Below are 23312 nucleotides of genomic sequence, written 5' to 3' on the forward strand. Positions count from 1 at the left end.
AAGGAATGACTCATGACTCAGAAATTCGACGTGGTAGTGATTGGTGCTGGCCCTGGTGGCTACGTAGCGGCCATCAAGGCTGCACAACTTGGCCTCACCACTGCCTGCATCGAGAAATACACCGACAGCGAGGGCAAGCAAGCCCTGGGCGGTACTTGCCTGAACGTCGGCTGCATTCCTTCCAAGGCGCTGCTGGACAGCTCCTGGAAATACAAGGAAGCGAAAGAAAGCTTCAACGTCCATGGCATCTCCACCGGCGAAGTCAAGATGGACGTCGCCGCGATGGTTGGCCGCAAGGCCGGCATCGTGAAGAACCTGACCAGCGGTGTCGCCACCCTGTTCAAGGCCAACGGCGTGACCTCGATCCAGGGCCACGGCAAGCTGCTGCTGGGCAAGAAGGTCGAAGTGACCAAGCCCGACGGCTCGGTCGAAGTGATCGAAGCCGAGAACGTCATCCTGGCGCCAGGCTCGCGTCCGATCGACATCCCACCGGCTCCAGTCGATCAGAAAGTGATCGTCGACTCCACCGGCGCCCTGGAATTCCAGAGCGTGCCTAAGCGCCTGGGCGTGATCGGCGCCGGCGTAATCGGCCTCGAGCTGGGTTCGGTCTGGTCGCGCCTGGGTGCGCAAGTGACCGTGCTGGAAGCCCTCGACACCTTCCTGATGGCTGCCGATACCGCGGTGTCCAAGGAAGCGTTCAAGACCCTGACCAAGCAGGGCCTGGACATCAAGCTGGGCGCTCGCGTGACCGGCTCCAAGGTCAACGGCGAAGAAGTCGTGGTGAACTACACCGACGCCAACGGCGAACAGACCATCACCTTCGACAAGCTGATCGTCGCGGTGGGCCGTCGTCCGGTGACCACCGACCTGCTGGCTGCCGATAGCGGCGTGAACATTGATGAGCGCGGTTTCATCGCGGTCGATGATCATTGCGCAACCGACGTACCGGGCGTCTTCGCCATCGGTGACGTGGTCCGCGGCATGATGCTGGCCCACAAGGCGTCCGAGGAAGGCATCATGGTCGTCGAGCGCATCAAGGGCCATAAGGCCCAGATGAACTACGACCTGATCCCATCGGTTATCTACACCCACCCGGAAATCGCATGGGTCGGTAAAACCGAGCAGGCCTTGAAAGCCGAAGGCGTTGAAGTTAACGTCGGCACCTTCCCGTTCGCCGCCAGTGGCCGTGCCATGGCAGCCAACGATACCGGCGGTTTCGTGAAAGTCATCGCCGATGCCAAGACGGACCGCGTATTGGGCGTTCACGTCATTGGCCCAAGCGCTGCCGAGCTGGTACAGCAAGGCGCGATCGGTATGGAATTCGGCACCAGCGCTGAAGACCTGGGCATGATGGTCTTCTCCCATCCGACCCTGTCCGAAGCCTTGCACGAAGCGGCCCTGGCCGTAAATGGCGGCGCCATCCACGTGGCCAACCGCAAGAAGCGTTAATAGATAATAAGAAACCACGGCGGTTCGGCCCGTCGTGAGCCTTGCGCGCAAGACTCACCGCGGAATGTCCGCTGGACGCAGTCTTGCGTAGCTCTGCCGGTTCACCGGAAGGCTACGCAAGCAGCAGTCACAGGTGGTGCGGCACTAAACTGGTGCAGCACCGAATGCGCAGTACCTAACGAAGACGGTAATAAGCATGAATCTTCACGAGTATCAGGGTAAGCAGCTGTTCGCTGAATACGGCCTGCCAGTATCCACAGGCTACGCGGTAGACACCCCGGAAGCGGCAGCAGAAGCTTGCGACAAAATCGGCGGCAGCGAGTGGGTTGTCAAAGCCCAGGTTCACGCCGGTGGTCGCGGTAAAGCGGGCGGCGTAAAGCTGGTTCGCAGCAAAGAAGACGCCAAAGCCTTCGCACAGCAGTGGCTGGGCAAGCGTCTGGTGACCTACCAGACTGACGCCAACGGTCAGCCGGTCACCAAAATCCTGGTTGAATCGTGCACTGATATCGCTAAAGAGCTGTACCTGGGCGCTGTCGTCGACCGTTCGAGCCGCCGCATCGTGTTCATGGCTTCCACCGAAGGTGGCGTGGACATCGAGAAGATCGCTCACGATACCCCTGAGAAGATCCTCAAGGCCACCATCGATCCACTGGTTGGCGCCCAGCCATTCCAGGGTCGCGAGCTGGCATTCCAGCTGGGCCTGGAAGGCAAGCAGGTCACTCAGTTCGCCAAGATCTTCGTAGGTCTGGCCAAGCTGTTCCAGGATCATGACCTGGCGCTGCTGGAAGTGAACCCGCTGGTGATCAAGGCCGACGGCGACCTGCACTGCCTCGATGCCAAGATCAACATCGACGCCAACGCCATGTACCGTCAGCCGAAGCTGAAGACTTTCCACGATCCGTCCCAGGACGATCCGCGCGAAGCGCACGCTGCCAAGTTCGAACTGAACTACGTGGCCCTGGAAGGTAACATCGGCTGCATGGTCAACGGTGCCGGCCTTGCCATGGGTACCATGGACATCGTCAACCTGCATGGCGGCAAGCCAGCCAACTTCCTCGACGTGGGCGGCGGCGCTACCAAGGAACGCGTAACCGAAGCGTTCAAGATCATCCTGTCCGACACCAACGTCGCCGCAGTACTGGTCAACATCTTCGGCGGCATCGTTCGTTGCGACATGATTGCCGAAGGCATCATCGGCGCCGTGAAAGAAGTCGGCGTGAAAATCCCGGTTGTTGTTCGCCTCGAAGGCAACAACGCTGAGCTGGGCGCTAAAGTACTGGCAGAAAGCGGTTTGAACATCATCGCTGCTACCAGCCTGACCGACGCTGCTCAACAAGTCGTAAAAGCTGCGGAGGGCAAATAATGAGCGTCCTGATCAATAAAGACACCAAGGTTATCTGCCAGGGTATTACCGGTTCGCAAGGTAGTTTCCACACCCAGCAAGCCATCGAGTACGGCACCCAGATGGTTGGCGGCGTAACTCCGGGCAAGGGCGGCACCGAGCACCTGGGCCTGCCTGTCTTCAACACCGTCAAGGACGCTGTTGCTGCCACTGGCGCCACCGCCAGCGTGATCTACGTTCCGGCTCCTTTCTGCAAGGACTCCATCCTTGAGGCGGCGTTCGGCGGCATCAAGCTGATCGTGTGCATCACCGAAGGCATCCCGACCATCGACATGCTGGAAGCCAAGGTCAAGTGCGACGAGCTGGGTATCACCCTGATCGGCCCTAACTGCCCAGGCGTGATCACTCCAGGCGAATGCAAGATCGGCATCATGCCAGGTCACATTCACTTGCCAGGCAAGGTCGGTATCGTGTCCCGTTCCGGCACCCTGACCTATGAAGCCGTGAAGCAGACCACTGACGCCGGTTTCGGCCAGTCCACCTGCGTCGGCATCGGCGGTGACCCGATCCCAGGCTCCAACTTCATCGACATCCTGAAGCTGTTCCAGGAAGACCCGAAGACCGAAGCGATCGTCATGATCGGTGAGATCGGCGGTTCCGCTGAAGAAGAAGCCGCTGCCTTCATCAAGGCCAACGTGACCAAGCCGGTCGTGTCCTACATCGCTGGTGTGACTGCTCCTCCGGGCAAGCGCATGGGCCATGCTGGCGCAATCATCTCCGGCGGCAAGGGCACTGCGGACGAGAAGTTCGCTGCCCTGCAAGACGCCGGCGTGAAAACCGTGCGTTCGCTGGCAGACATCGGCAAGGCCCTGGCCGAGCTGACTGGCTGGGAAATGAAGAAGTAAGCTTCGGCTGACCTTTTCGTTCCAGCAACAAAGGCCACCTCCGGGTGGCCTTTGTCGTTTCTGGCCTGTTGGATCTACGCATTGTTTCTGCGCAGAGGGCCTTAGTCTGTGGTGGAGGATTTATCTGTGGTGGGAGGATTTATCTGTGGCGAGGGGATTTATCCCCGCTGGGCTGCAAAGCAGCCCCCAAGCAATCGAGCACGGTTTATCTGGAAGAATGCGGCCACCTTGTTGGGGCGCTTTGCAGCCCAGCGGGATGAATCCCCTCGCCACAGGTCATCCCCTGTCCATCAGGAGGTTGATGAGGGAAAAATAGATACGTAAACGCGACATTGAAATGTCGTGTATCGGATAGTGCGCCCCGTAACGGTGCGTTTTCTGCACAGATTCGTTAGGCTAGCAGCCATTTTTGCGGCCGCTCCCCACAAGGAAGCGACGCGCTAAACGGGTCGGTCCCATACGGATCGACAACATTTCCCTCACCCATAAGGGAAATCCCTCTCTAAATTCCGATTCAGCAGTGTGGTTTCCTTAATGAAAGTGTTGAAAGGCCAGGACATCCTGGCACTTGGTTTCATGACATTTGCCCTGTTCGTCGGGGCCGGCAATATCATTTTCCCGCCAATCGTCGGCTTGCAGTCCGGGCCCCATGTCTGGATGGCGGCGCTGGGCTTCCTGATCACCGCGGTCGGCCTTCCGGTTGTCACCGTCGTTGCGCTGGCCAAGGTGGGCGGGGCGATGGATGCCTTGAGCAGCCCCATCGGCAAGGTCGCCAGCGGGTTGCTGGCCGCGGTCTGCTACCTGGCTGTCGGCCCGCTGTTCGCCACGCCGCGCACCGCCACGGTCTCGTTCGAGGTGGGCCTGGCGCCATTGACCGGCGAAAGCCCGCTGGCCCTGTTGATCTACAGTGCCGTGTACTTCCTCCTGGTGTTCTTCATTTCGCTCTACCCGGGCCGTCTGCTGGATACCGTCGGACGGTTCCTCGCACCGCTGAAGATCATTGCCCTGGCCGTGCTGGGGATCGCCGCGTTCGCCCTGCCTGCCGGCGGTATCGGCGTGGCGACACCGGAATACGTGGCGGCGCCGTTTTCCCAGGGCTTCATCAATGGTTACCTGACCATGGACACGTTGGGCGCATTGGTGTTCGGCATCGTCATCGTCAACGCGATCCGTTCCCGGGGTGTCGAATCGCCAGCCTTGATTACCCGCTACGCCATCATCGCCGGGCTGATTGCCGGGGTGGGCCTGGCGCTGGTCTACGTCAGCCTGTTCCGCCTCGGTTCCGGCAGCCATGAAGTGGCCGCAGGGGCGACTAACGGCGCCGCTGTGCTGCATGCCTACGTGCAACACACCTTCGGCAGCCTGGGCAGCGGCTTCCTCGCGGTGCTGATTTCCCTGGCCTGCCTGGTGACCGCCGTTGGCCTGACCTGCGCCTGTGCCGAATACTTCAGCCGTGTCCTGCCGCTGTCCTACAAGACCCTGGTGGTGATCCTGGCAGCGTTTTCACTACTGGTGTCCAACCTGGGCCTGACCAAGCTGATTGCGTTCTCCATCCCGGTCCTGACCGCGATCTACCCGCCATGCATCGCCCTGGTGGCCCTGAGTTTCTGCAAGGACTTCTGGCATGAGCAGAGTCGCATTGTCGGCCCGGTGATGCTGGTGTCGTTCCTGTTTGGCCTGGTCGATGCGCTCAAGGGCGCCGGTCTGGCGGACTGGATGCCGGCGCAACTGGCCCAATTGCCGTTGAGCGAACAAGGCCTGGCCTGGCTGGTGCCTTCGGTGATGACCCTGGTGGTTGCCGTGGTGTGCGATCGGCTGCTGGGCAAACGCAGCGAAGCTCTGGCTTAAGCAGCTTCAGGCCGATTCACCGGCCACAACCGAAATGCCCCGTATCAATCGATACGGGGCATTTTTTTTGGGTGCAGTGTCTTTTTTCGTGCGCTAACGTCGAAGCAGTGTCTGAAAGGCGTACACAGCACCTGTGGAGCGAGCTTGCTCGCGATAGCGCCAGATCAGCAGCATCAACGTGTCTGATAGATCGCAATCGCGAGCAAGCTCGCTCCCACAGGTCGGCATTTCAAGGCGCGTCTGGCTTTAGACGTCATGTTTTTAGATATACAGGAAATCGAATGTCATTCATCCAAGCCAACCTGTCCCATCTGCTTGCCGCTGTCTGGTTCATCGTCTGCTGGGGCGGCTATACCCGCTATGCCACCTGGAAAGCCCGTGACACGGCTTGTCTGGCGAGCGTGATGCACTTGTATCGCGAGGACTGGATGCGTCGCATGCTGCTGCGCGAGAACCGCATCGCCGACGCCAGCGTGATCGGTAACCTGGAGCGCAACGCCTCGTTTTTCGCCTCCAGCACGCTGATTATCCTGGCGGGTATCCTGACCGTGCTCGGGGCGTCCGATCGGGCGGTGTCGCTGCTGGCCGACCTGCCGCTGGTGCAGCAGGCTTCCCAGGGGCTGGCGGAGGTCAAGCTGTTGTGCCTGGCATTGGTGTTCGTCTATGCATTCTTCACGTTCAGCTGGTGCATGCGCCAATACAATTTCGCGGCGGTGCTGGTGGGCTCTGCGCCGATGATCGGCGAGCGGCATGTGTCGGAGCAGGAGCGCAAGGCCTTTGCGCTCAGGGCGGCCCGGGTCATTTCGATGGCGGCCAACCAGTTCAACTTCGGCCTGCGCTCTTATTACTTCGGCATGACCATGCTGGCCTGGTTCGTCAGCCCCTGGTTGTTCATGTTGATGAGCGCCGGCGTGGTGTTTGTGCTGTACCGCCGGGAGTTTCATTCCGACGTGCTGGATGTCATGGTCTACACCCCGACCGAAGCGCCACCCAGCGAAGTGAGCCGGGAAGCGGCCTGATTCATTGGTCCCGCCAGAATGCAGACAAAAGAAAACCCGCACCAGGCGGGTTTTCTTTTGTCACTAAAACCGGATCAGTTGGTTTTAGGCGCGGTTGCAGGGGCTTGTTCCTGCGTTGCTGCTTCGTTCGATTCGGCCTGGGCTTTGGCGGCTTCGGCGTTTTCTTTCGCCGCGTCGTTCACTTTATCCTGTGCTTTGTTCATGTCCTGCTGAGCTTGCTCCGAATGTTGGGCGGCATCTTGAGCTTTGTCTTCGGATTTCTTGTCGCAGGCAGCGAGGCCGAGGGAGGCAGCCAACATCAAGGCAATAGTCAAAGTCTTACGCATGGGGTGTTTCTCCTTATGGAAATAACTACTGGCCTTTTGAGCTATACCCCTTGGCTTAAGTTCCTCTTTTGCTACAGATATATAACTTCGTGTCGGCATGGAACTTTATCGGGTTCGTCTATTATCGGACCTGGCCACTAACAAGAGTTTCTAACCAATGGCTGAAAACCCCGTTTTTGAGCGCGCGACCCGGTTTCTATCGGCACTGCGCCATTGCCAGGTGCTGGGCCTGACGCTGAAAAGCGCCAGCGAGGAAGGACTGACACTGGTGCTGCCTTTCAGTCCCCGGATCGTGGGCAACCCCCTCTCGGGCATCATCCATGGTGGCGCGCTGACGTCATTGATGGACACCGCTTGCGGCATGTCGACCCTCTGTGTACTGCCGCAATTCGAGGTCTGTCCGACCCTCGACCTGCGCATCGACTACATGCACGCCGCCCAACCCCACAAGGACGTCTACGGCTTCGCCCAATGCTACCGGGTCACGCCGGACGTGATCTTCACCCGGGGCTTCGCTTATCAGGACGACCCCGATCAACCCATCGCCCATGTGGTGGGCACTTTCATGCGCCTGGGGCAGCATGCCAGGGGTATGGGCAGGCAGGTACCCAAGGCCGGAGCGGACACGCCATGACGGCCATTACCCAGGAACAACTGCGTCAGGCCTGCGAGCAGGGCGACTATGGACTATTGATGGCGTCGATCCCTTACGCACAGTTGATCGGCGCCGAATGCACTCGTCAGGGCAATGACCTGCTGTTTCGCCTGCCGGCGAGCCCGGACAACATTGGCAACCCTTTATTGCCGGCGATCCATGGTGGGGTGATCGCCGGTTTCATGGAACTGTCGGCCGCCGTTCATCTGCTGATTGCCACCCGTACGCCAGGTGTGCCGAAGATCATCGACTTTTCCCTGGATTACCTGCGCGCCGGGCAGTTCCGTGACACGTACGCTCGTTGCCAGGTCTGGCGCCAGGGGCGGCGGGTGGCCAACGTGGCCATCACGGCCTGGCAGGACGACGAGGCCGAACCCATCGCCACCGCGCGGGCGCATTTCAAGATCCAGGAGCCGACGAAGCCGACCCACCCTTGAAATCATCGGCGCCGCCCCCACCTTGAGGTCATCCCGCCGCCGATCTCAGCGAGGCGGACACCACCATCCACTTGGAGTTTGATGACAATGAGCGTGGAAACTCAAAAGGAAACCCTGGGCTTCCAGACCGAGGTGAAGCAACTGCTGCACCTGATGATTCACTCGCTGTATTCGAACAAGGAAATCTTCCTTCGCGAGCTGATCTCGAACGCCTCCGACGCTGTCGACAAATTACGTTTCGAAGCCCTGTCCAAGCCAGAATTGCTGGAAGGCGGCGCTGAACTGAAGATTCGTGTGAGCTTCGACAAGGACGCGAAGACCATCACCCTGGAAGACAACGGCATCGGCATGAGCCGCGAAGAGGTGATCACTCACCTGGGCACCATCGCCAAGTCCGGCACCGCCGACTTCATGAAGAACCTTTCGGGTGACCAGAAGAAGGATTCCCACCTGATCGGTCAATTCGGCGTCGGTTTCTATTCCGCGTTCATCGTGGCCGATCATGTCGAAGTCTTCAGCCGCCGTGCCGGCCTCGCCGCGAGCGAAGGCGTGCACTGGTCGTCCAGGGGCGAAGGGGAATTCGAAGTCGCCACCCTCGACAAGGCCGATCGCGGTACCCGTATCGTGCTGCATCTCAAGTCCGGTGAAGACGAGTTCGCCGATGGCTGGCGCCTGCGCAACATCATCAAGAAATACTCCGACCATATCGCACTGCCGATCGAGCTGCCCAAGGAAGTCACCGCCGCCGAAGGCGAAGAGAAGCCTGAAGTGCAGTGGGAAACCGTCAACCGCGCCAGTGCCCTGTGGACTCGTCCGCGCACCGAGGTGAAAGACGAGGAATACCAGGAGTTCTACAAGCACATCGCCCACGACTACGAGAACCCGCTGAGCTGGAGCCACAACAAGGTCGAAGGCAAGCTGGAATACAACTCCCTGCTGTACGTGCCGGCCCGCGCGCCGTTCGACCTGTACCAGCGCGAAGCACCACGCGGCCTGAAGCTGTACGTGCAACGGGTATTCGTGATGGACCAGGCCGAATCGTTCCTGCCCCTGTACCTGCGCTTCATCAAGGGTGTAGTGGACTCCAACGACCTGTCCCTGAACGTCTCCCGGGAAATCCTGCAGAAAGACCCGATCATCGACTCCATGAAGTCGGCGCTGACCAAGCGCGTGCTGGACATGCTGGAGAAGCTGGCGAAGAACGAGCCCGAGCAGTACAAGAGCTTCTGGAAGAACTTCGGCCAGGTGATGAAAGAAGGCCCGGCCGAAGACTTCGCCAACAAGGAAAAGATCGCCGGCCTGCTGCGCTTTGCCTCCACCCAGGGTGACGATGGCGAGCAGGTGGTCGGCCTGGCCGATTACCTGGCCCGCGCCAAGGAAGGCCAGGACAAGATCTACTACCTCACTGGCGAAACCTATGCCCAGGTCAAGAACAGCCCGCACCTGGAGGTTTTCCGCAAGAAAGGCATCGAAGTGCTGCTGCTGACCGACCGCATCGACGAGTGGCTGATGAGCTACCTCAACGAGTTCGACGGCAAGAGCTTCGTCGACGTGGCGCGTGGCGACCTGGACCTCGGCAACCTGGATTCGGAAGAAGACAAGAAAGCCGCCGAAGAAATCGCCAAGAGCAAGGAAGGCCTGGTGGAGCGGATCAAGACGGCCCTGGGCGACGCGGTCAGCGAAGTGCGGGTGTCCCATCGCCTGACCGATTCTCCGGCGATCCTGGCCATCGGTGAGCAGGACCTCGGCCTGCAGATGCGCCAGATCCTCGAGGCCAGCGGCCAGAAGGTTCCGGATTCCAAGCCGATTTTCGAGTTCAACCCTTCTCACCCGCTGGTGGAGAAGCTGGACAACGAGCAGAGCGAAGAGCGCTTTGGCGATCTGTCGCACATCCTGTTCGACCAGGCGGCCCTGGCCGCTGGCGATAGCTTGAAGGACCCGGCGGCTTATGTTCGCCGCCTGAACAAGCTGTTGGTGGAACTGTCAGCTTAATCAAGTGCAGGAAAAACCCGCTTCGGCGGGTTTTTTCATTTCGGGATGTTCGATTGAAGAGGAGTCCGTCATGAGTCAGATCACGGTTCGTTCACTGGTCTATCAGATCGAAGGTCAAGCCTATGAAGGCCGTCTGGCCTTCGACATCAACCAGCAGGGCCCGCGCCCGGGCCTGTTGATGGCACCGAATTGGATGGGAGTGGGGGCGGGGGCCGAGGAGATCGCCAAGTCCGTGGCAGCCAATGGCTATGTGGTGTTGATCGCCGACCTGTACGGACAGACGGTGCGTCCGAGCAATGCCGATGAGGCGGGGGCGGCGATGATGCCGCTCAAGAATGATCGGGCCCTGTTGCGCAAGCGCATGCAGGCAGCGTTCGAGCAATTGCAGAGCCAGGGCGAGGCACCGGTCGATGTGTCGAAACTCGCCACATTCGGCTTCTGTTTCGGCGGTTGCTGTGCCTTGGAACTGGCTCGCACCGGCGCGCCGCTGAAGGCCGCCATCTCCTTCCACGGCACCCTGGACACGCCGGATCCGACGGATGCGCGAAATATCCAGGGCTCGGTGCTGGTGATGCACGGTGCGTCCGACCCGCTGGTGCCCAAGGAACAGCTACCGGCATTCGAGGAGGAAATGAATGCCGCCGGGGTGGATTGGCAATTGCTGAGCTACGGTGGAGCGGTGCATTCGTTCACCGATCCGCAGGCCAATGTCCCCGGCAAGATGATGTACAACGCCAAGGTCGCCAATCGCGCGTTCCGGTCGATGCATAACTTGCTGGACGAGGTGTTCAGGGGCTGAAGCCGGGTTCTGGATTTGAATCTCCTGTTGCCTGGTATAAAGCCGTCGCGAGCAAGCTCGCTCTCACAATGATCCGCTGTGAACGCACATTCCGTGATCACTCAAATCCGATGTGAGAGCGAGCTTGCTCGCGATGGTGGCCCGACAAGCAATCCTGGAATCAGGGCAACTCGATCCGCTCGCTTTCCCCTGGCACGCTCGGCCAGTCTCCGGCCGCCCAGCGCCGGCGGGCTTCGTCGATGCGGGCGGGGTCGCTGGAGACGAAATTCCAGTTCATCCGTCGCGGCCCGTCCAGCGGTGCTCCGCCGAACAGCACGGCATGGCAGTCGCTTTCGGCGCACAAAGTCATTTCTTCGCCCGTCGGCAGGATCACCAGGGTGTGCGGCTCTACCGGCTCGCCCTCCAGCATTGCCTCGCCGCTCAATACGTACAACGCCCGTTCTTCATGCTCCGTGGGAATCAGCAAGGTCGTCGCGGTTTGCAGGTTCAATTCGGCGTATAGCGTAGGAGACAGCACCGGCACCGGTGATTCCAGGCAAAAGCCTGACCCGGCAATCATGCGGATACTGACCCCCAGGTTTTCGCTGACCGGTAGGGTGCGGGCCGGATGATGGCTGTAGTGTCCCGGTCCTTGTTCGTGGGGCTGGGGCGAGGCCAGCCAGACTTGCAGCCCGTGCAGGGCGAAGGCTTCCCCCAGCAGCGCCTCTGGGGTGCGCTCCACATGGGCAATGGCGCTGCCGGCGGTCATCCAGCTCACATCGCCGGCCTCCACCACCTGATCGGAACCGAGGCTGTCCTTGTGCTGGAGCGTGCCCTCGAACAGGTAGGTGAGGGTGGACAGCCCGATGTGGGGGTGCTGACGGATATTCATCCCCTGGCCGGCCGGGTAGGTGGTTTGCAGCATATGGTCGAAAAACACGAAAGGGCCGACGCTGCGGCACTTGGCGCAGGGCAGTGGACGAAGGATCGGCTGGCCTTCGACATCTTCTGCGCGGGGGCGGACGGTCAGGGGCGTGGGCATGGTGTCTTCCTGGTCGGTAACGGATGTGGCGAGCATAACCCGGCACGGGTACTTGAACCCAGGTGGCAAGGCCAGGGTCTATGTTGCTCACGTTCCCGGGAAGTTATCCGTTGACCCGTCTGATCCTTACCTGGTTGCTGGTCGTTTCGAGCAGCGCGACCATGGCTCGCGAATACACCTACAGCGATGCGCACCTGCATTACGTCGACTTCTTCCAGGAAACCGCCGGGATGCCCAAGCTGCTCAAGGCCATGGACGACAATCGCATCGAGCACGTCATGATCTCCGGTATCCCGGTGGCCAAGAAATGGCATGAAGACGAGCCCAAGCGCCCACGTTACTACGCCGGTGACGATGCCGATGCCTATTGGTACAGCGCCACCGATGTGATCGTCGCGGCGGCGGTGAACAAGCTGACGACCGAGCAGCGCCAGCGTTTCCATCCGTTCCTGTCCGGCTTCAACCCCAATGACAAGAACTCCGCCGCCCACATCCAGCGCATGCTCGATCTGTATCCGGGGCTATGGCAGGGCATCGGCGAAGTCTTCACGCGCCACGATGACCTGACGGCGCTGACCTCGGGTGATACGCCGCGGGCCAACAACGAGGCCATGACGCGGATCTATCACCTGGCGGCGGAGAACGACCTGCCGGTGATGCTGCATTCCAACATCACCTCCAAGCGCGAAAGGAACCCGTTGTACCTGGCGGAAATCGAAGAGCCGCTGCGCAATCATCCCCACACCCGATTCATCTGGGCCCACGCCGGTACCAGCATGGAGATCCATCGGCACCAGACCCAGCTGGATTTCCTCTTGCCGACGCTGAGCCGGATGCTCGAAGCCTATCCCAACCTGTACATCGACCTGTCCTGGAGCCTGCTGACGCCCTACCTGCTGGACGAGGCAGGCAAGCCTCGACCGGAGTGGGTCGAGTTGGTGAAGCGCTTCCCCGACCGCTTCATGGTGGGCTCGGATGTGGTCGGACGGTTCAAGAAGCTCGGTCACGAGCTGCACGGCTTCGATCCGTTCCTGGATGCCTTGCCCGAGGAGGTGGCCAGGAAAGTGGCGCGGGATAATTTCCTGGCGGTGCTGCCTCGTTCGGTCCCACGATAAGGAAAGTGCTTTGTGACGAGGGGATTTATCCCCGCTGACTGTGCAACAGGCCCGAAGCTTCGATGGTGATCGGTCCAGCCACCGAGACATCGGGCTTGAGCCCGCTTCGCGAGCCAATGGGATAAATCCTTTCGCCACAGAGGCTGCTCGGTGATGCTGGTTTGTCATCAACCTGTCACTGCCGCGTCATACCCTCGCGCTCATCTCAATCCAAGGAGCGCACCATGCAATTCACCCGTTCAAGCGCACTGTTCGCGCTGCTGTTGACCTGTGGCCTGGCTCAGGCGCAGGTCCGTGTCGAAGGTCCGGTGGAGTACGGCGTCTTCGAAGGCCCGCAAGCCGAGCTGCAATCGGGGGAGCGGGTCCTGCGTCGCAGTAACGAGCAAATCCGCCAGACCCAGGAGGTTCCTGCGAAGCTGGGCACCAAGTTCGGCATGCGCTACCAGCTGGCGGGCAAGGTCGCCGATGACCAGCCGTTGACCCTGCTGTATTTCACGCCTGGCATCCAGACCCCCGATGGCCTGCGCCACGATAAACTCGAAGTCGTCCAGAAACTGGTACCCGGTGCGCCCCAGGACGTCATGGCCTACGAATTCACCGAGAGCCACGAAGTGGTACCGGGTGAGTGGCGGTTCATGGTGTTCCAGGGGGATCGGCTGCTGGCCCAGCAGCGGTTTGTAGTGCGCTGAGTTCCAATTCACCACAGACCCCATGTGGGATCGAGCTTGCTCGCGATTGCGTCAGGCCAGTCAACTTATCGGGTGCATGACACGCTGCAGTCGCGAGCACGCTCGCTTCCACAAAGGGGACTACGGTGTGTTGAGCCGGCGCAAAAAAACGCCCCGAACCAGTCGGGGCGTTTTCGCGTGCGGCGTGACGGCGAGGCTTACTTGCCTTGCCAGCGCTTCAGGACCAGGGTGGCGTTGGTGCCACCGAAGCCGAAGCTGTTGCTCATCACGGTGTCGATGGTGGCGTTTTCGCGAGTCTTGGTCAGGATCGGCAGGTCGGCCACTTCCGGATCCAGCTCGTCGATGTTGGCCGAACCGGCAATGAAGTTGCCTTCCATCATCAGCATGCAGTAGATCGCTTCGTGGACGCCGGCGGCACCCAGGGAGTGCCCCGACAGGCTCTTGGTGGAGCTGATGGCCGGGGCCTTGTCGCCGAACACTTCACGCACGCCCTTCATTTCCGCGACGTCGCCGACCGGAGTGGAAGTGCCGTGGGTGTTCAGGTAGTCGATCGGCGTGTCGACGGTGGACATTGCCATCTGCATGCAGCGGATAGCACCTTCACCACTCGGGGCCACCATGTCGTAGCCGTCGGAGGTGGCGCCGTAGCCAACGATTTCGGCATAGATCTTCGCGCCACGGGCCAGGGCGTGTTCCAGTTCCTCGACCACCACCATGCCACCGCCACCGGCAATGACGAAACCGTCACGGTCGGCATCGTAGGCGCGAGAGGCTTTTTCGGGGGTGTCGTTGCGCTTGCTGGACAGGGCGCCCATGGCGTCGAACAGGAACGACTGGCTCCAGTGTTCCTCTTCACCGCCGCCGGCGAACACGATGTCCTGCTTGCCCATCTGGATCTGTTCCATGGCGGTACCGATGCAGTGGGCACTGGTGGCGCAGGCGGAGGCGATGGAGTAGTTCAGGCCCTTGATCTTGAAAGGCGTGGCCAGGCAGGCGGAAACGGTGCTGCTCATGGTCCGGGTGACGCGATACGGGCCGACGCGCTTGACGCCTTTTTCCCGCAGGATGTCCAGCGCTTCCATCTGGTTCAGTGTGGAGGCACCACCGGAGCCGGCGATCAGGCCGGTGCGCGGGTTGGAAACCTGCTCTTCGGTGAGTCCGGAATCGGCGATGGCATCTTTCATGGCCAGGTAGGCGTAGGCCGCCGCGTGGCCGACGAAACGGTAGATCTTGCGGTCGATCAGCTCTTCGAGATTGAGGTCAATGGAGCCGGAAACCTGGCTACGCAGACCCATTTCGGCGTATTCCGGGTTGAACCGGATGCCAGGGCGGCTTGCACGCAGGTTAGCGGAGACGGTCTCTTTGTCATTGCCCAGGCAAGAAACGATGCCCAGACCAGTGATAACGACGCGGCGCATGCGGATAACCCTTAGAAGTTGTCAGTGGAGGTGAAAACGCCGACCCGGAGGCCTTCGGCGGTGTAGATCTCGCGTCCGTCGACAGCCACCGAACCATCGGCAATGGCCATGTTCAGCTTGCCCTTGAGGACACGTTTGATATGAATGTTATAGGTAATCTTGCTGGCGGTCGGCAGTACCTGACCGAAGAACTTCACCTCGCCCGAACCCAGGGCGCGACCACGGCCCGGCAGGCCTTGCCAGCCGAGGAAGAAACCGACCAGCTGCCACATGGCATCCAGGCCCAGGCAGCCCGGCATCACCGGATCGCCTTCGAAGTGGCAAGCGAAGAACCACAGGTCCGGCTTGATATCCAGCTCGGCGACCAATTCACCTTTGCCGTACTTGCCACCCTCGTCGCTGATATGGGTGATGCGGTCCACCATCAGCATGTTCGGGGCGGGCAGTTGCGCGTTACCTGGGCCGAACAGCTCACCGCGACTGCAGCGCAGCAGGTCTTCCCGGGTAAAGGCGTTTTGTTTGGTCATGCGAGCTCCTCAATAATCCCATGCGGCAGGGTGGGGCGAATCTTCCCGACCGATCGAAGCGTTCATGCCTCGCATCGGCAGCCTACCCATAGACTATTGCGTTGTAGTGAAAGTCACAGCGCACAGGAAAATGAATGAACAACTGTGCACTGAAATATTAATTCAAGCCCCCAGTCGAGGCTCGTCGGGTGCCTAAGACTGCCGCACTTTCGCTTTTCACGCCAGCCACACAGGCTACTAATGCACCCATCGCTGCAGAATCTGCTGCAGATCAACTCTTTTGAACGGTTTTGCCAGGTAATCGTTCATGCCCGCCGCCAGGCAGGCTTCGCGGTCGCCTTGCAGGGCGTTGGCCGTCAACGCGACGATCGGCAATTGGTCGCACCCCGGCAGCTGGCGAATCTGCCGAGTGGCCTCGTAACCGTCGACGATGGGCAGCCGGCAGTCCATGAGGATCAGGTCGAACTTCAGGCTTTCGGCGCTGCGTATGGCTTGTGCGCCGTCGGAGGCGATGCTGATGGCGAACCCCAGGCTGCGCAACATGGCTTCGATCACGGTCTGGTTCACCGGATTGTCCTCCACCAGCAGCACGTGCCGGCCCTCACCATGCCCGTTGCCGCCGGGCAGGCGAGGTGCCAGGGCAGCCGGGACCTGGGTGGACAGCGCCAGCGGGATTTCCAGGGTGAACACCGACCCCTGGCCTTCCTCGCTCTGGGCCCGCAACGTTCCGCCCATGCGTTCGGCCAGGGTCCTTGCGATCGGCAGGCCCAGGCCGGTGCCGCCGTAGCGTCGGGAGATGGAGCTGTCCGCTTGCTGGAAGGCGTCGAACATGCGCTCCAGGCTCTCGGCCGGGATGCCGATGCCGCTGTCGCGTACCGTGCAGGTGAACCACAGCAGTTCGTGGTCCAGGGCCTGCCACTGGCACTGCACGGTGACGCGGCCCTGCTCGGTGAATTTCAGCGCATTGCCGATCAGGTTCACCAGGATCTGCCGGATCCGTGTCGGATCGCCTTGTACCTGCAGGGCGTGCATGTCGTCCGGGATCTGCAGGTCCAGGCCGAGCCTGCGTTGCGCGGCGCTGTGCTGGAAGGATTGGGCGCAGCTGCCCACCAGTTCCGCCAGGTTGAACGGGATGTGCTCCAGCTCCAGGGCCGAGCGTTCGATGCGCGAGAAGTCGAGGATGTCGTTGATCACCTTCAGCAGGTGCTCGGTGGATTCCGAAGCCAGCGCCGTGTACTCGTGCTGCTCGTCGGTCATCCGGGTGGTTTCCAGCAACTGCAGCATGCCCAGCACACCGTTCATGGGGGTGCGCAGCTCGTGGCTCATCATTGCCAGGAACTCGGATTTGGCACTGTTGGCCTTTTCCGCCTCTTCCCGGGTCTTGATCAACTGGGTCATGGCCTGGTGCTGCTCGCGGCTGGCTTGTTCCAGGCCGTCGGCGAGGTTGTTGATGTGCCGCGACAAGGCCCCCAGCTCGGCATCGTCGACGATGGGCAGGGGCTTGCTGTAGTCACCCTGCTGGATGGCCTTGACCGCATCGCCGATGTCCCGGATCGGCCGGGACAGGTTGGCGGCCAGGCGGCGCGCCACCAGGAAGGTGAACAGCAAGGCGAACAGCGCCAGGATCGCGGCCTTGAACAGGATCTCCTGTTGCCGCTGGCTGAAGGCGTCGTTGGACATGCCGACGATCACCCGGCCCAGGTAGTCTTCGCCGGGCGTCTCGATGGTGGTGCTGTTGCCTTGCAGGAAGTCATTGTTCAGGGCAATGCGTTGCAGGCGCACCGGTGCTTGGAAAACCTCGATCTGTTGGGAGTGGCTGCGGGCCTGGGCGGGTTGTTCGACGTACACCAGGACGCGGTCCGCGCTGTCCTGGACTTCCAGGAAACGCACATGGGGCGTGGCCAGGGTGGCGGTGAGCAGGCTTTCCAGCACTTCGTTGTTACCGGAAATCACCCCGTACTCGGTGGCCGGCGCCAGTTGGTTGGCGATCAGTTGCCCGGTGTGATTGAGTTCCTGGCGCAGGTCCTGGATCCGCACGAAGGTAAAGAAACTGATCAACAGCACGGTCAGCAGCAACGCCGGGCCGAGGGCGATGAGCTGGGTGCGGGTATTGATATCCCAACGGCGACGCAAGGTCATGGGCGTGATTCTCCTTCGGCCAACTGCGCGGCGACGGATTCGGTGTCGATCGGTTCGATCCCCAGGGAGCGTGCGACCTGTTGATTGCTCAAGACCTTGAAGCGGGCCGGATACAAGGTGCGCGGCCAGCTGGAAGCGGGGCGGTCGAGCAGCTCGTCGAGGATCGCCAGCCAGTCTTCCTGGTCACTGTAGGTACTGGCCAGGCTGCCGGCCTTGACGAAAGCCGCGCTGGGCCCGATCAACGCACGTTGCCGGGCATAGCTGCTGAGCAGCAGGTTTTTCACGGTCTTGGGGTTGTACAGGTCGGGGTCATCGAGGCCCAGTAGCACATCGCTGCGACCCAGCAGATTCTGCAGGGGGCGACTGTCGCTGGTGTCGTCCCAGCGTTCGGTCACGATCTCGAGACCCAGCGGCGCGGCGGCCTGGCGGATTTCCCTAAGCAAGAACTCGCTGTGCCCATCGAACAGCACACCGATGCGTCGCACCTGCGGAAGGATCATGCGGATCAAGCGCAATTGCCGCGCCACTGGCGGATCGCTCCACAGCAGGCTCAGATGAGCGGGTGTCGTCTCGCCCAGGCGTTCCATGGCTTGCTGGCGGCTGATGCGCAACACCAGCGTGGCCGGGCCCTGGGAGGCTTGCAGGCGCCAGTCGAGGCTGGGCAGGTCGAGCAGGACCAACCGGGTCGTGGCCGGCAGCTTGTCCGGTGCCGGCAGGCTCGCCACGGGGATGAATCGCACGCTGTCTTCGGGGCGCAGGGCCTTCAGGGCCTGGGTGAAGGACTGCACGCCGGGGCTGTCCTGGGCGCCGGTCAGGAGAATATCGGCGGCCCTGGCCTCGATCACGGACAACCAACCGGCGACCACCAGGCACAGCGCCAGTGGCAGGCGCCAGGCAAAGGGCCTTTTGCGCGATCGGTCCCGGACCATCTAGAAGGACAGCTCCGCGCTGAAGTACAGGACATGACGGGAGTCGTAGCGGTTGTCGACGAAGGTGGTGGGCTGGTTGTCGAGACGTTCCTGCAGGACGCCCGCCAGTTCGAGGTTGGCCTTGCCCAGCGGGATGCGCCGGGCCAGGCGGGTATCGACCCGTTCGAAGCGGTAGCCATTGAGGGCGTCGGCGGCATAGTAGAACACCGAGCTGTTCCAGCCCTGGCCCCAGTCCCGCAGCCACCCGGCCGAACCGCTGTTGCGAGCGGTCAGCGCTTCGTCCAGGGCGTTGCTGGCCAGGGCGTCGACGTAGGCATAGGTCACCCGCAGGCGGTCGGCGCTGGTCATGCGCCAGTCCAGCTGGGTCTCGGCGCCGGAGAACTGCGATTCGTTGGAGTTGCTGGCGATGTACTGGTTGTTGCGCAGCGGTTCGCTGATCATGCCGGTGATTTCGTCATGGAACACCCGCACATCCACCGACAGGCCCAGGTCCATGAAATAACCGTTGTAGCCCAGTTCCCGGGAACGCATGTGTTCCTGGTCGAGGTTCCCCGGGCCACGGGTCTGGACAAAGTAGCGGGCGCTGCTGCGGCCGAAGGCGTTGGGTTGCAGGTTGGTGACCTGGTAGCTCCAGTTGACGTTGTTCTCGAACATGTCCGGTGAGCGCACTGCTTCGGAGTACACGGCCCGCAATCCATGGCGCGGCGTGATCAGGTAGTTCAGTGCCACCCGTGGCGTCAGCGAACTGCCGATCAGGCGGGTGTCCTCGAACATGGCGCCGCCCTGCAATAGCCAATGTTCGGTGGCTCGCCATTCGAACTGGCCGAACAGTCGCCAGGTGGTGTCGTCCAGGGTGCCGTTGAAGTACGTCTCGGAGTCGGCGCGGTCATAGCGATAGTTCGCCCCGGTCACCAGTCGCAGGCTGTCGGACAGGCTCAGGGTGTCCTGGATTTCCAGGTCATAACGCGATTCCCGGGCACTCTGGTCGATGTCGCCGCAGACGGTCCGCGAAGCGCCGTTGCGCCACTGGTCCAGCACCTGGTTGGCCAGCGCCTGCTCCTGGGCCGTTCCGGGGGGCGCGCCGGTGTTGGTGAAGGTGGGCATGTTGCGCGCCAGCTTCTCGGCGTAATTGGGGTTGAGCAGCCAAAGATCGGTCAACTGTGGGCTGAAGGACACCTCGGCATCGCAGGCCCGCCAGGTCTGCTGGCGGTCCCAATGCTGGACCGAGCCTTGTACGTAGAGGCTGTGGTCGGGGTCCAGGTCCAGGTTCCAGCGCAACGAACCGGCATAGTCCTTGGCAATGACGTCGGAGTTATCCCCTGCCGCGGTGATCCCGGCGAAGACTGGCTTGTAGGTGTAGGGCCGCTGGTTGGTGCCATCCTTGGCGTTCAACTGCCAGTCGATGCTCTGTCGTTCGTCCAGGGTCTGGCTGACCGACAGGTTGAAGCGGTTCAAGCGTCGGCCGTCGCGGTAGTCGGCGCCGTTGCGGTTGCTGTCGAAGCCGTCGTCTTCCTGGCCGGACAGGGAAAGCCGCATGTCGCCGCTGTCCCAGGCAGTGCCCTGGCTGGCGTACCAGTCGCTGATGCCGCGTTGGCCGCGGGTCATTTTCAGGCGGGTGCCGTGGCTGTCGGCCGGGGCGCGGGTAATGATGTTGACCACCGCCATCAGGGCGTTGGCGCCGTAGCTGACGGTGTTGGGGCCGCGGAAGACTTCGATCCGTTCGATGTCCTCCATGGCGACCGGAATGTCGCTCCAGTCCACCGTGGCCAGGCCGGCGCGGTACACCGAGCGGCCGTCGATCAGCACCTGCATGCGGCGTGCTTCGCTGGCGTTGGTGCCGTGGTAGTTCACGGTGGGTTGGTTGCCGGTGAGGTTGCCGACCATCATGCCGGGCACCAGGCGCAGCAATTCGCTGATGTCCCGGGCGCCACTGGCCTTGATCAGCTCGCTGTCCAGCACGGTCATGCTGCCGGGCACCGCTGCGGGCGACTGCTTCAATCGCGTGGCGGTCAGGACCTGCGGCAGGGGCTGGCTGTCCACGAACAAGTCGTCAGCCCACACTGGCGAACTGATGAACAGTGCCAATAGCAGCGACGAACCTGAGCGGGAAGAGCCTACGGACACGGCATAGCCTTTAGGTAGCAGAAGGATGGCAGGCATGTTAACTGAGCTGAGAGACTTTTCCAGTTGAGTTGACGGCATTTTCCTGGCAATTGATGGTCAGCTTCCTACGGTTGCGGGTAATTGATGCTGACACTAGTCGCGATCCGGCCGCTCCGTATAATGCCCGGCATCGCCACTTGGTATGGATGAACGGATTGCATATGACTGAACAGCGCCCGATTGCGGTCCTGGGGGGCGGAAGTTTCGGTACCGCCGTGGCTAACCTGCTGGCCGAGAATGGCCATTCGGTGCGTCAATGGATGCGTGACCCGGAGCAGGCGGAGGCCATTCGGGTCAACCGCGAGAATCCGCGCTACCTCAAGGGCATCAAGATCCGCCCGGAAGTGGAACCGGTGACCGACCTGCAGGCGACCCTCGAGGGCTGCGACCTGTTTTTCGTCGCCTTGCCCTCCAGCGCCTTGCGCTCGGTGCTGGCGCCTCACGCCGAACGCTTGAGCGGCAAGCTGCTGGTGAGCCTGACCAAGGGCATCGAGGCCCAGACCTTCAAGCTCATGAGCGAGATTCTCGAGGAGATCGCGCCCAAAGCGCGGATCGGTGTGATTTCCGGGCCGAACCTGGCGCGGGAAATCGCCGAGCACGCCCTCACCGCCACGGTGGTGGCCAGTGAAGACGAGGCGTTGTGCCAGCGGGTCCAGGCTGCACTTCACGGCCGGACTTTCCGGGTCTACGCCAGTGCCGACCGTTTCGGCGTGGAACTGGGCGGGGCGCTGAAGAATGTCTACGCGATCATCGCCGGCATGGCCGTGGCGCTGGGCATGGGCGAGAACACCAAGAGCATGCTGATCACCCGTGCGCTGGCGGAAATGACGCGCTTTGCCGTCAGCCAGGGCGCCAATCCGATGACCTTCCTCGGACTGGCTGGAGTGGGCGACCTGATCGTCACCTGTTCCTCGCCCAAGAGCCGAAACTACCAGGTCGGTTTCGCCCTCGGCCAGGGCCTGAGCCTGGACGAGGCCGTATCGCGCCTGGGAGAAGTGGCCGAAGGGGTGAACACCCTGAAGGTCCTCAAGGCCAAGTCCCAGGAGACCGGGGTCTACATGCCGCTGGTCGCCGGGCTGCACGCGATCCTGTTCGAAGGGCGCACCCTTGAACAGGTCATCGAACTGTTGATGCGTGGCGAACCCAAGACCGATGTCGATTTCATTTCCACCAGTGGCTTCAACTGAGCCTCTGGCGATAGAGAAACAGGAGCGAACCATGAACGATCCGAAAGGGCAGCCCCAATACGAGTCCATTCTGTTGCGTGTGTTGTGGATGGTGATCTACCTGCTGGTCTGGCAGGTGGCGCAATTCATTCTCGGCGCGGTGGTGCTGGTGCAACTGATCTATCGGCTGATCTATGGCGCCCCCAGTGCCAGCTTGATGAATTTCGGCGATAGCCTGAGCCAGTTCCTGGCCCAGATCGGCCGTTTCGGCACCTTCCACAGCGACCAGAAGCCCTGGCCGTTCGCGGACTGGCCAACGCCGCGTGCGCCGGAAGGCGAGGCGCCGCATGCCGTGGCACCCGCCCCACATCCTGTCCGTGATGAGGAGCCCAAACTATGAAAGTATGGGTATTGCGCCATGGCGAGGCCGAGCCTCACGGTGCTCGTCCCGATCCCGAGCGGGCCCTGACCGCTCACGGTCGCGAAGAAGTATTGCGCAGCGCCGCCGAGCTGATGGGGCGGCCGCTGACCGCCATCTATGCCAGCCCCTACGTGCGTGCCCAGCAAACCGCGCAGCTGGTGCGCGAAGCGCTGGGGTTCGAGCCGGAGCTGATCACCGTCGACTGGCTCAAGCCGGAAACCCGGCCGCAGAAAGTCCTGGAGCACCTGGACGACCGGGACCATGTCCTGCTGGTCAGCCATAACCCGCTGGTGGGCAGCCTGCTCGGTCTTGCACAGCACGGCCATCTGCAGCAACCCGAACAGGTGCAAACCGCCGGCCTGGCGGAGCTCGAAGGTGACCTGCCCCTGGCCGGGGCGATGAAGCTCAACGGCATCAAGCACCCATAAGCCGCAAACGGCGCGGCTTGGGCAGGATTGAATGCAACGACAAGCAGAAGGAAAGGGCAACGATGAGTCTGTGGCGCAATACACCCAATATCGAGCAACTGAACGCCGCTGGTAAAAATACCATCAGCGAAATGCTGGACATCCGTTTCGAGTCGTTCGACGACGAGTCCCTGACCGCCAGCATGGTCGTCGATCACCGCACTCACCAGCCGTTCGGCCTGCTGCATGGGGGCGCTTCGGTGGTGCTGGCCGAAACGGTCGGCTCCATGGCGGCCTACCTGTGCGTGGACACGAGCAAATTCTATTGCGTGGGCCTGGAGATCAACGCCAACCATTTGCGTGGCGTGCGCAGCGGGCGTGTGACGGCCACGGCCCGGATGATTCACCTGGGTCGTACCACCCAGGTCTGGGATATTCGCCTGACCGACGATAACGGCAAGCTCAACTGCGTGTCGCGCCTGACCATGGCGGTCGTTCCGTTGGGAGAGCAACCGCCATCGCGCTGATGGCGGCAGGCCGTTTCG

General features: G+C 61.6%; 22 protein-coding genes. 15 read left to right on the plus strand and 7 right to left on the minus strand.

What is annotated here, in order from left to right; genetic code table 11:
• Nucleotides 1–12 precede the first annotated feature (12 nt).
• From lpdA to BW992_RS14770, 5 genes are all read left to right on the plus strand, one after another.
• Nucleotides 13–1449, plus strand: coding sequence for a dihydrolipoyl dehydrogenase (gene lpdA / locus BW992_RS14750; protein WP_072393589.1), 1437 nt, complete (start codon nt 13–15; stop codon nt 1447–1449).
• Nucleotides 1450–1645: 196 nt separating this feature from the next.
• The gene (gene sucC, locus BW992_RS14755; RefSeq protein ID WP_003179235.1) at nt 1646–2812 is read left to right on the plus strand and encodes an ADP-forming succinate--CoA ligase subunit beta; all 1167 of its coding nucleotides are present in this window, start codon (nt 1646–1648) and stop codon (nt 2810–2812) included.
• Nucleotides 2812–3696 carry a succinate--CoA ligase subunit alpha gene (sucD, locus tag BW992_RS14760; protein ID WP_053149972.1) on the plus strand — a complete coding sequence of 295 codons (885 nt, stop codon included), beginning with the start codon at nt 2812–2814 and terminating at the stop codon, nt 3694–3696. Before sucC ends, sucD begins: the two co-directional genes overlap by 1 nt.
• Nucleotides 3697–4230: 534 nt before the next feature.
• Nucleotides 4231–5544 (plus strand): branched-chain amino acid transport system II carrier protein, encoded by a 1314-nt coding sequence (gene brnQ, locus BW992_RS14765; protein WP_072393587.1) that lies wholly within the window; start codon nt 4231–4233, stop codon nt 5542–5544.
• A gap of 281 nt (nt 5545–5825) precedes the next feature.
• Nucleotides 5826–6563 (plus strand): DUF599 domain-containing protein, encoded by a 738-nt coding sequence (locus BW992_RS14770; protein ID WP_072393583.1) that lies wholly within the window; start codon nt 5826–5828, stop codon nt 6561–6563.
• A gap of 74 nt (nt 6564–6637) precedes the next feature.
• Here BW992_RS14770 and BW992_RS14775 read toward each other — a convergent pair whose 3' ends face one another.
• Nucleotides 6638–6889, minus strand: coding sequence for a hypothetical protein (locus BW992_RS14775; protein WP_072393580.1), 252 nt, complete (start codon nt 6887–6889; stop codon nt 6638–6640).
• 157 nt (nt 6890–7046) lie between these two features.
• On the opposite strand from BW992_RS14775, the gene BW992_RS14780 reads away from it, so the two are divergent.
• The 4 genes from BW992_RS14780 to BW992_RS14795 all read left to right on the plus strand — a co-directional run bounded on the left by BW992_RS14780 (nt 7047) and on the right by BW992_RS14795 (nt 10772).
• Entirely contained in the window at nt 7047–7523 is a 477-nt protein-coding gene (locus tag BW992_RS14780) for a PaaI family thioesterase (protein WP_072393577.1), read from the plus strand.
• Entirely contained in the window at nt 7520–7981 is a 462-nt protein-coding gene (locus BW992_RS14785; RefSeq protein ID WP_072393574.1) for a PaaI family thioesterase, read from the plus strand. The genes BW992_RS14780 and BW992_RS14785 overlap by 4 nt, the downstream gene beginning before the upstream one ends.
• 87 nt (nt 7982–8068) lie before the next feature.
• Complete coding sequence (htpG, locus tag BW992_RS14790; protein ID WP_072393571.1) at nt 8069–9973, plus strand: molecular chaperone HtpG; 1905 nt, start codon at nt 8069–8071, stop codon at nt 9971–9973.
• 70 nt (nt 9974–10043) lie between these two features.
• Complete coding sequence (locus BW992_RS14795; RefSeq protein WP_072459309.1) at nt 10044–10772, plus strand: dienelactone hydrolase family protein; 729 nt, start codon at nt 10044–10046, stop codon at nt 10770–10772.
• A gap of 160 nt (nt 10773–10932) precedes the next feature.
• Here the strand turns inward: BW992_RS14795 and BW992_RS14800 are convergent, their stop codons facing one another.
• Entirely contained in the window at nt 10933–11793 is an 861-nt protein-coding gene (locus tag BW992_RS14800; RefSeq protein WP_076406468.1) for a pirin family protein, read from the minus strand.
• Nucleotides 11794–11954: 161 nt separating this feature from the next.
• On the opposite strand from BW992_RS14800, the gene BW992_RS14805 reads away from it, so the two are divergent.
• Together BW992_RS14805 and BW992_RS14810 are read left to right on the plus strand one after the other, a co-directional pair.
• Nucleotides 11955–12908: an amidohydrolase family protein gene (locus BW992_RS14805; RefSeq protein ID WP_092180349.1), complete on the plus strand. Its 954-nt coding sequence runs from the start codon at nt 11955–11957 to the stop codon at nt 12906–12908.
• A gap of 224 nt (nt 12909–13132) precedes the next feature.
• Nucleotides 13133–13597 carry a DUF3859 domain-containing protein gene (locus tag BW992_RS14810; protein ID WP_072393559.1) on the plus strand — a complete coding sequence of 155 codons (465 nt, stop codon included), beginning with the start codon at nt 13133–13135 and terminating at the stop codon, nt 13595–13597.
• Nucleotides 13598–13794: 197 nt separating this feature from the next.
• Here the strand turns inward: BW992_RS14810 and fabB are convergent, their stop codons facing one another.
• The 5 genes from fabB to BW992_RS14835 all read right to left on the minus strand — a co-directional run bounded on the left by fabB (nt 13795) and on the right by BW992_RS14835 (nt 20770).
• On the minus strand, nt 13795–15015 hold the full coding sequence (gene fabB, locus BW992_RS14815) for a beta-ketoacyl-ACP synthase I (RefSeq protein WP_072393556.1): 1221 nt from the start codon (nt 15013–15015) through the stop codon (nt 13795–13797).
• 11 nt (nt 15016–15026) lie between these two features.
• Nucleotides 15027–15542: a 3-hydroxyacyl-[acyl-carrier-protein] dehydratase FabA gene (gene fabA, locus BW992_RS14820; protein WP_072393552.1), complete on the minus strand. Its 516-nt coding sequence runs from the start codon at nt 15540–15542 to the stop codon at nt 15027–15029.
• 237 nt (nt 15543–15779) lie between these two features.
• A complete protein-coding gene (locus BW992_RS14825; RefSeq protein ID WP_072393549.1) occupies nt 15780–17681 on the minus strand; it encodes an ATP-binding protein in 1902 nt (633 codons plus the stop codon).
• Nucleotides 17678–18610 (minus strand): ABC transporter substrate-binding protein, encoded by a 933-nt coding sequence (locus BW992_RS14830; RefSeq protein ID WP_072393546.1) that lies wholly within the window; start codon nt 18608–18610, stop codon nt 17678–17680. The genes BW992_RS14825 and BW992_RS14830 overlap by 4 nt, the downstream gene beginning before the upstream one ends.
• On the minus strand, nt 18611–20770 hold the full coding sequence (locus BW992_RS14835; protein ID WP_231991055.1) for a TonB-dependent receptor plug domain-containing protein: 2160 nt from the start codon (nt 20768–20770) through the stop codon (nt 18611–18613).
• Nucleotides 20771–20934: 164 nt separating this feature from the next.
• Between BW992_RS14835 and BW992_RS14840 the strand changes: the two genes are divergently transcribed.
• From BW992_RS14840 to BW992_RS14855, 4 genes are all read left to right on the plus strand, one after another.
• Nucleotides 20935–21960, plus strand: coding sequence for an NAD(P)H-dependent glycerol-3-phosphate dehydrogenase (locus tag BW992_RS14840; protein ID WP_076406470.1), 1026 nt, complete (start codon nt 20935–20937; stop codon nt 21958–21960).
• A 31-nt stretch (nt 21961–21991) separates the two neighbouring features.
• Nucleotides 21992–22339 carry a DUF4389 domain-containing protein gene (locus BW992_RS14845; protein WP_072393540.1) on the plus strand — a complete coding sequence of 116 codons (348 nt, stop codon included), beginning with the start codon at nt 21992–21994 and terminating at the stop codon, nt 22337–22339.
• A complete protein-coding gene (gene sixA, locus BW992_RS14850; protein ID WP_072393537.1) occupies nt 22336–22788 on the plus strand; it encodes a phosphohistidine phosphatase SixA in 453 nt (150 codons plus the stop codon). Before BW992_RS14845 ends, sixA begins: the two co-directional genes overlap by 4 nt.
• Before the next feature lie 62 nt (nt 22789–22850).
• Nucleotides 22851–23294, plus strand: a complete 444-nt coding sequence (locus tag BW992_RS14855; protein ID WP_072393534.1) for a hotdog fold thioesterase — start codon at nt 22851–22853, stop codon at nt 23292–23294.
• The last annotated feature ends 18 nt before the right edge of the window (nt 23295–23312 follow it).

It is taken from the genome of Pseudomonas sp. 7SR1 (assembly GCF_900156465.1).
Taxonomy (GTDB): Bacteria; Pseudomonadota; Gammaproteobacteria; order Pseudomonadales; family Pseudomonadaceae; genus Aquipseudomonas.

What these genes read in the sequence shown, in the direction of transcription:
- lpdA (WP_072393589.1), top strand. Translation starts at nt 13, where the DNA reads ATGACTCAGAAATTCGACGTGGTAGTGATTGGTGCTGGCCCTGGTGGC.
- sucC (WP_003179235.1), top strand. Translation starts at nt 1,646, where the DNA reads ATGAATCTTCACGAGTATCAGGGTAAGCAGCTGTTCGCTGAATACGGC.
- sucD (WP_053149972.1), top strand. Translation starts at nt 2,812, where the DNA reads ATGAGCGTCCTGATCAATAAAGACACCAAGGTTATCTGCCAGGGTATT.
- brnQ (WP_072393587.1), top strand. Translation starts at nt 4,231, where the DNA reads ATGAAAGTGTTGAAAGGCCAGGACATCCTGGCACTTGGTTTCATGACA.
- BW992_RS14770 (WP_072393583.1), top strand. Translation starts at nt 5,826, where the DNA reads ATGTCATTCATCCAAGCCAACCTGTCCCATCTGCTTGCCGCTGTCTGG.
- BW992_RS14775 (WP_072393580.1), bottom strand. Translation starts at nt 6,889, where the DNA reads ATGCGTAAGACTTTGACTATTGCCTTGATGTTGGCTGCCTCCCTCGGC.
- BW992_RS14780 (WP_072393577.1), top strand. Translation starts at nt 7,047, where the DNA reads ATGGCTGAAAACCCCGTTTTTGAGCGCGCGACCCGGTTTCTATCGGCA.
- BW992_RS14785 (WP_072393574.1), top strand. Translation starts at nt 7,520, where the DNA reads ATGACGGCCATTACCCAGGAACAACTGCGTCAGGCCTGCGAGCAGGGC.
- htpG (WP_072393571.1), top strand. Translation starts at nt 8,069, where the DNA reads ATGAGCGTGGAAACTCAAAAGGAAACCCTGGGCTTCCAGACCGAGGTG.
- BW992_RS14795 (WP_072459309.1), top strand. Translation starts at nt 10,044, where the DNA reads ATGAGTCAGATCACGGTTCGTTCACTGGTCTATCAGATCGAAGGTCAA.
- BW992_RS14800 (WP_076406468.1), bottom strand. Translation starts at nt 11,793, where the DNA reads ATGCCCACGCCCCTGACCGTCCGCCCCCGCGCAGAAGATGTCGAAGGC.
- BW992_RS14805 (WP_092180349.1), top strand. Translation starts at nt 11,955, where the DNA reads ATGGCTCGCGAATACACCTACAGCGATGCGCACCTGCATTACGTCGAC.
- BW992_RS14810 (WP_072393559.1), top strand. Translation starts at nt 13,133, where the DNA reads ATGCAATTCACCCGTTCAAGCGCACTGTTCGCGCTGCTGTTGACCTGT.
- fabB (WP_072393556.1), bottom strand. Translation starts at nt 15,015, where the DNA reads ATGCGCCGCGTCGTTATCACTGGTCTGGGCATCGTTTCTTGCCTGGGC.
- fabA (WP_072393552.1), bottom strand. Translation starts at nt 15,542, where the DNA reads ATGACCAAACAAAACGCCTTTACCCGGGAAGACCTGCTGCGCTGCAGT.
- BW992_RS14825 (WP_072393549.1), bottom strand. Translation starts at nt 17,681, where the DNA reads ATGACCTTGCGTCGCCGTTGGGATATCAATACCCGCACCCAGCTCATC.
- BW992_RS14830 (WP_072393546.1), bottom strand. Translation starts at nt 18,610, where the DNA reads ATGGTCCGGGACCGATCGCGCAAAAGGCCCTTTGCCTGGCGCCTGCCA.
- BW992_RS14835 (WP_231991055.1), bottom strand. Translation starts at nt 20,770, where the DNA reads ATGCCTGCCATCCTTCTGCTACCTAAAGGCTATGCCGTGTCCGTAGGC.
- BW992_RS14840 (WP_076406470.1), top strand. Translation starts at nt 20,935, where the DNA reads ATGACTGAACAGCGCCCGATTGCGGTCCTGGGGGGCGGAAGTTTCGGT.
- BW992_RS14845 (WP_072393540.1), top strand. Translation starts at nt 21,992, where the DNA reads ATGAACGATCCGAAAGGGCAGCCCCAATACGAGTCCATTCTGTTGCGT.
- sixA (WP_072393537.1), top strand. Translation starts at nt 22,336, where the DNA reads ATGAAAGTATGGGTATTGCGCCATGGCGAGGCCGAGCCTCACGGTGCT.
- BW992_RS14855 (WP_072393534.1), top strand. Translation starts at nt 22,851, where the DNA reads ATGAGTCTGTGGCGCAATACACCCAATATCGAGCAACTGAACGCCGCT.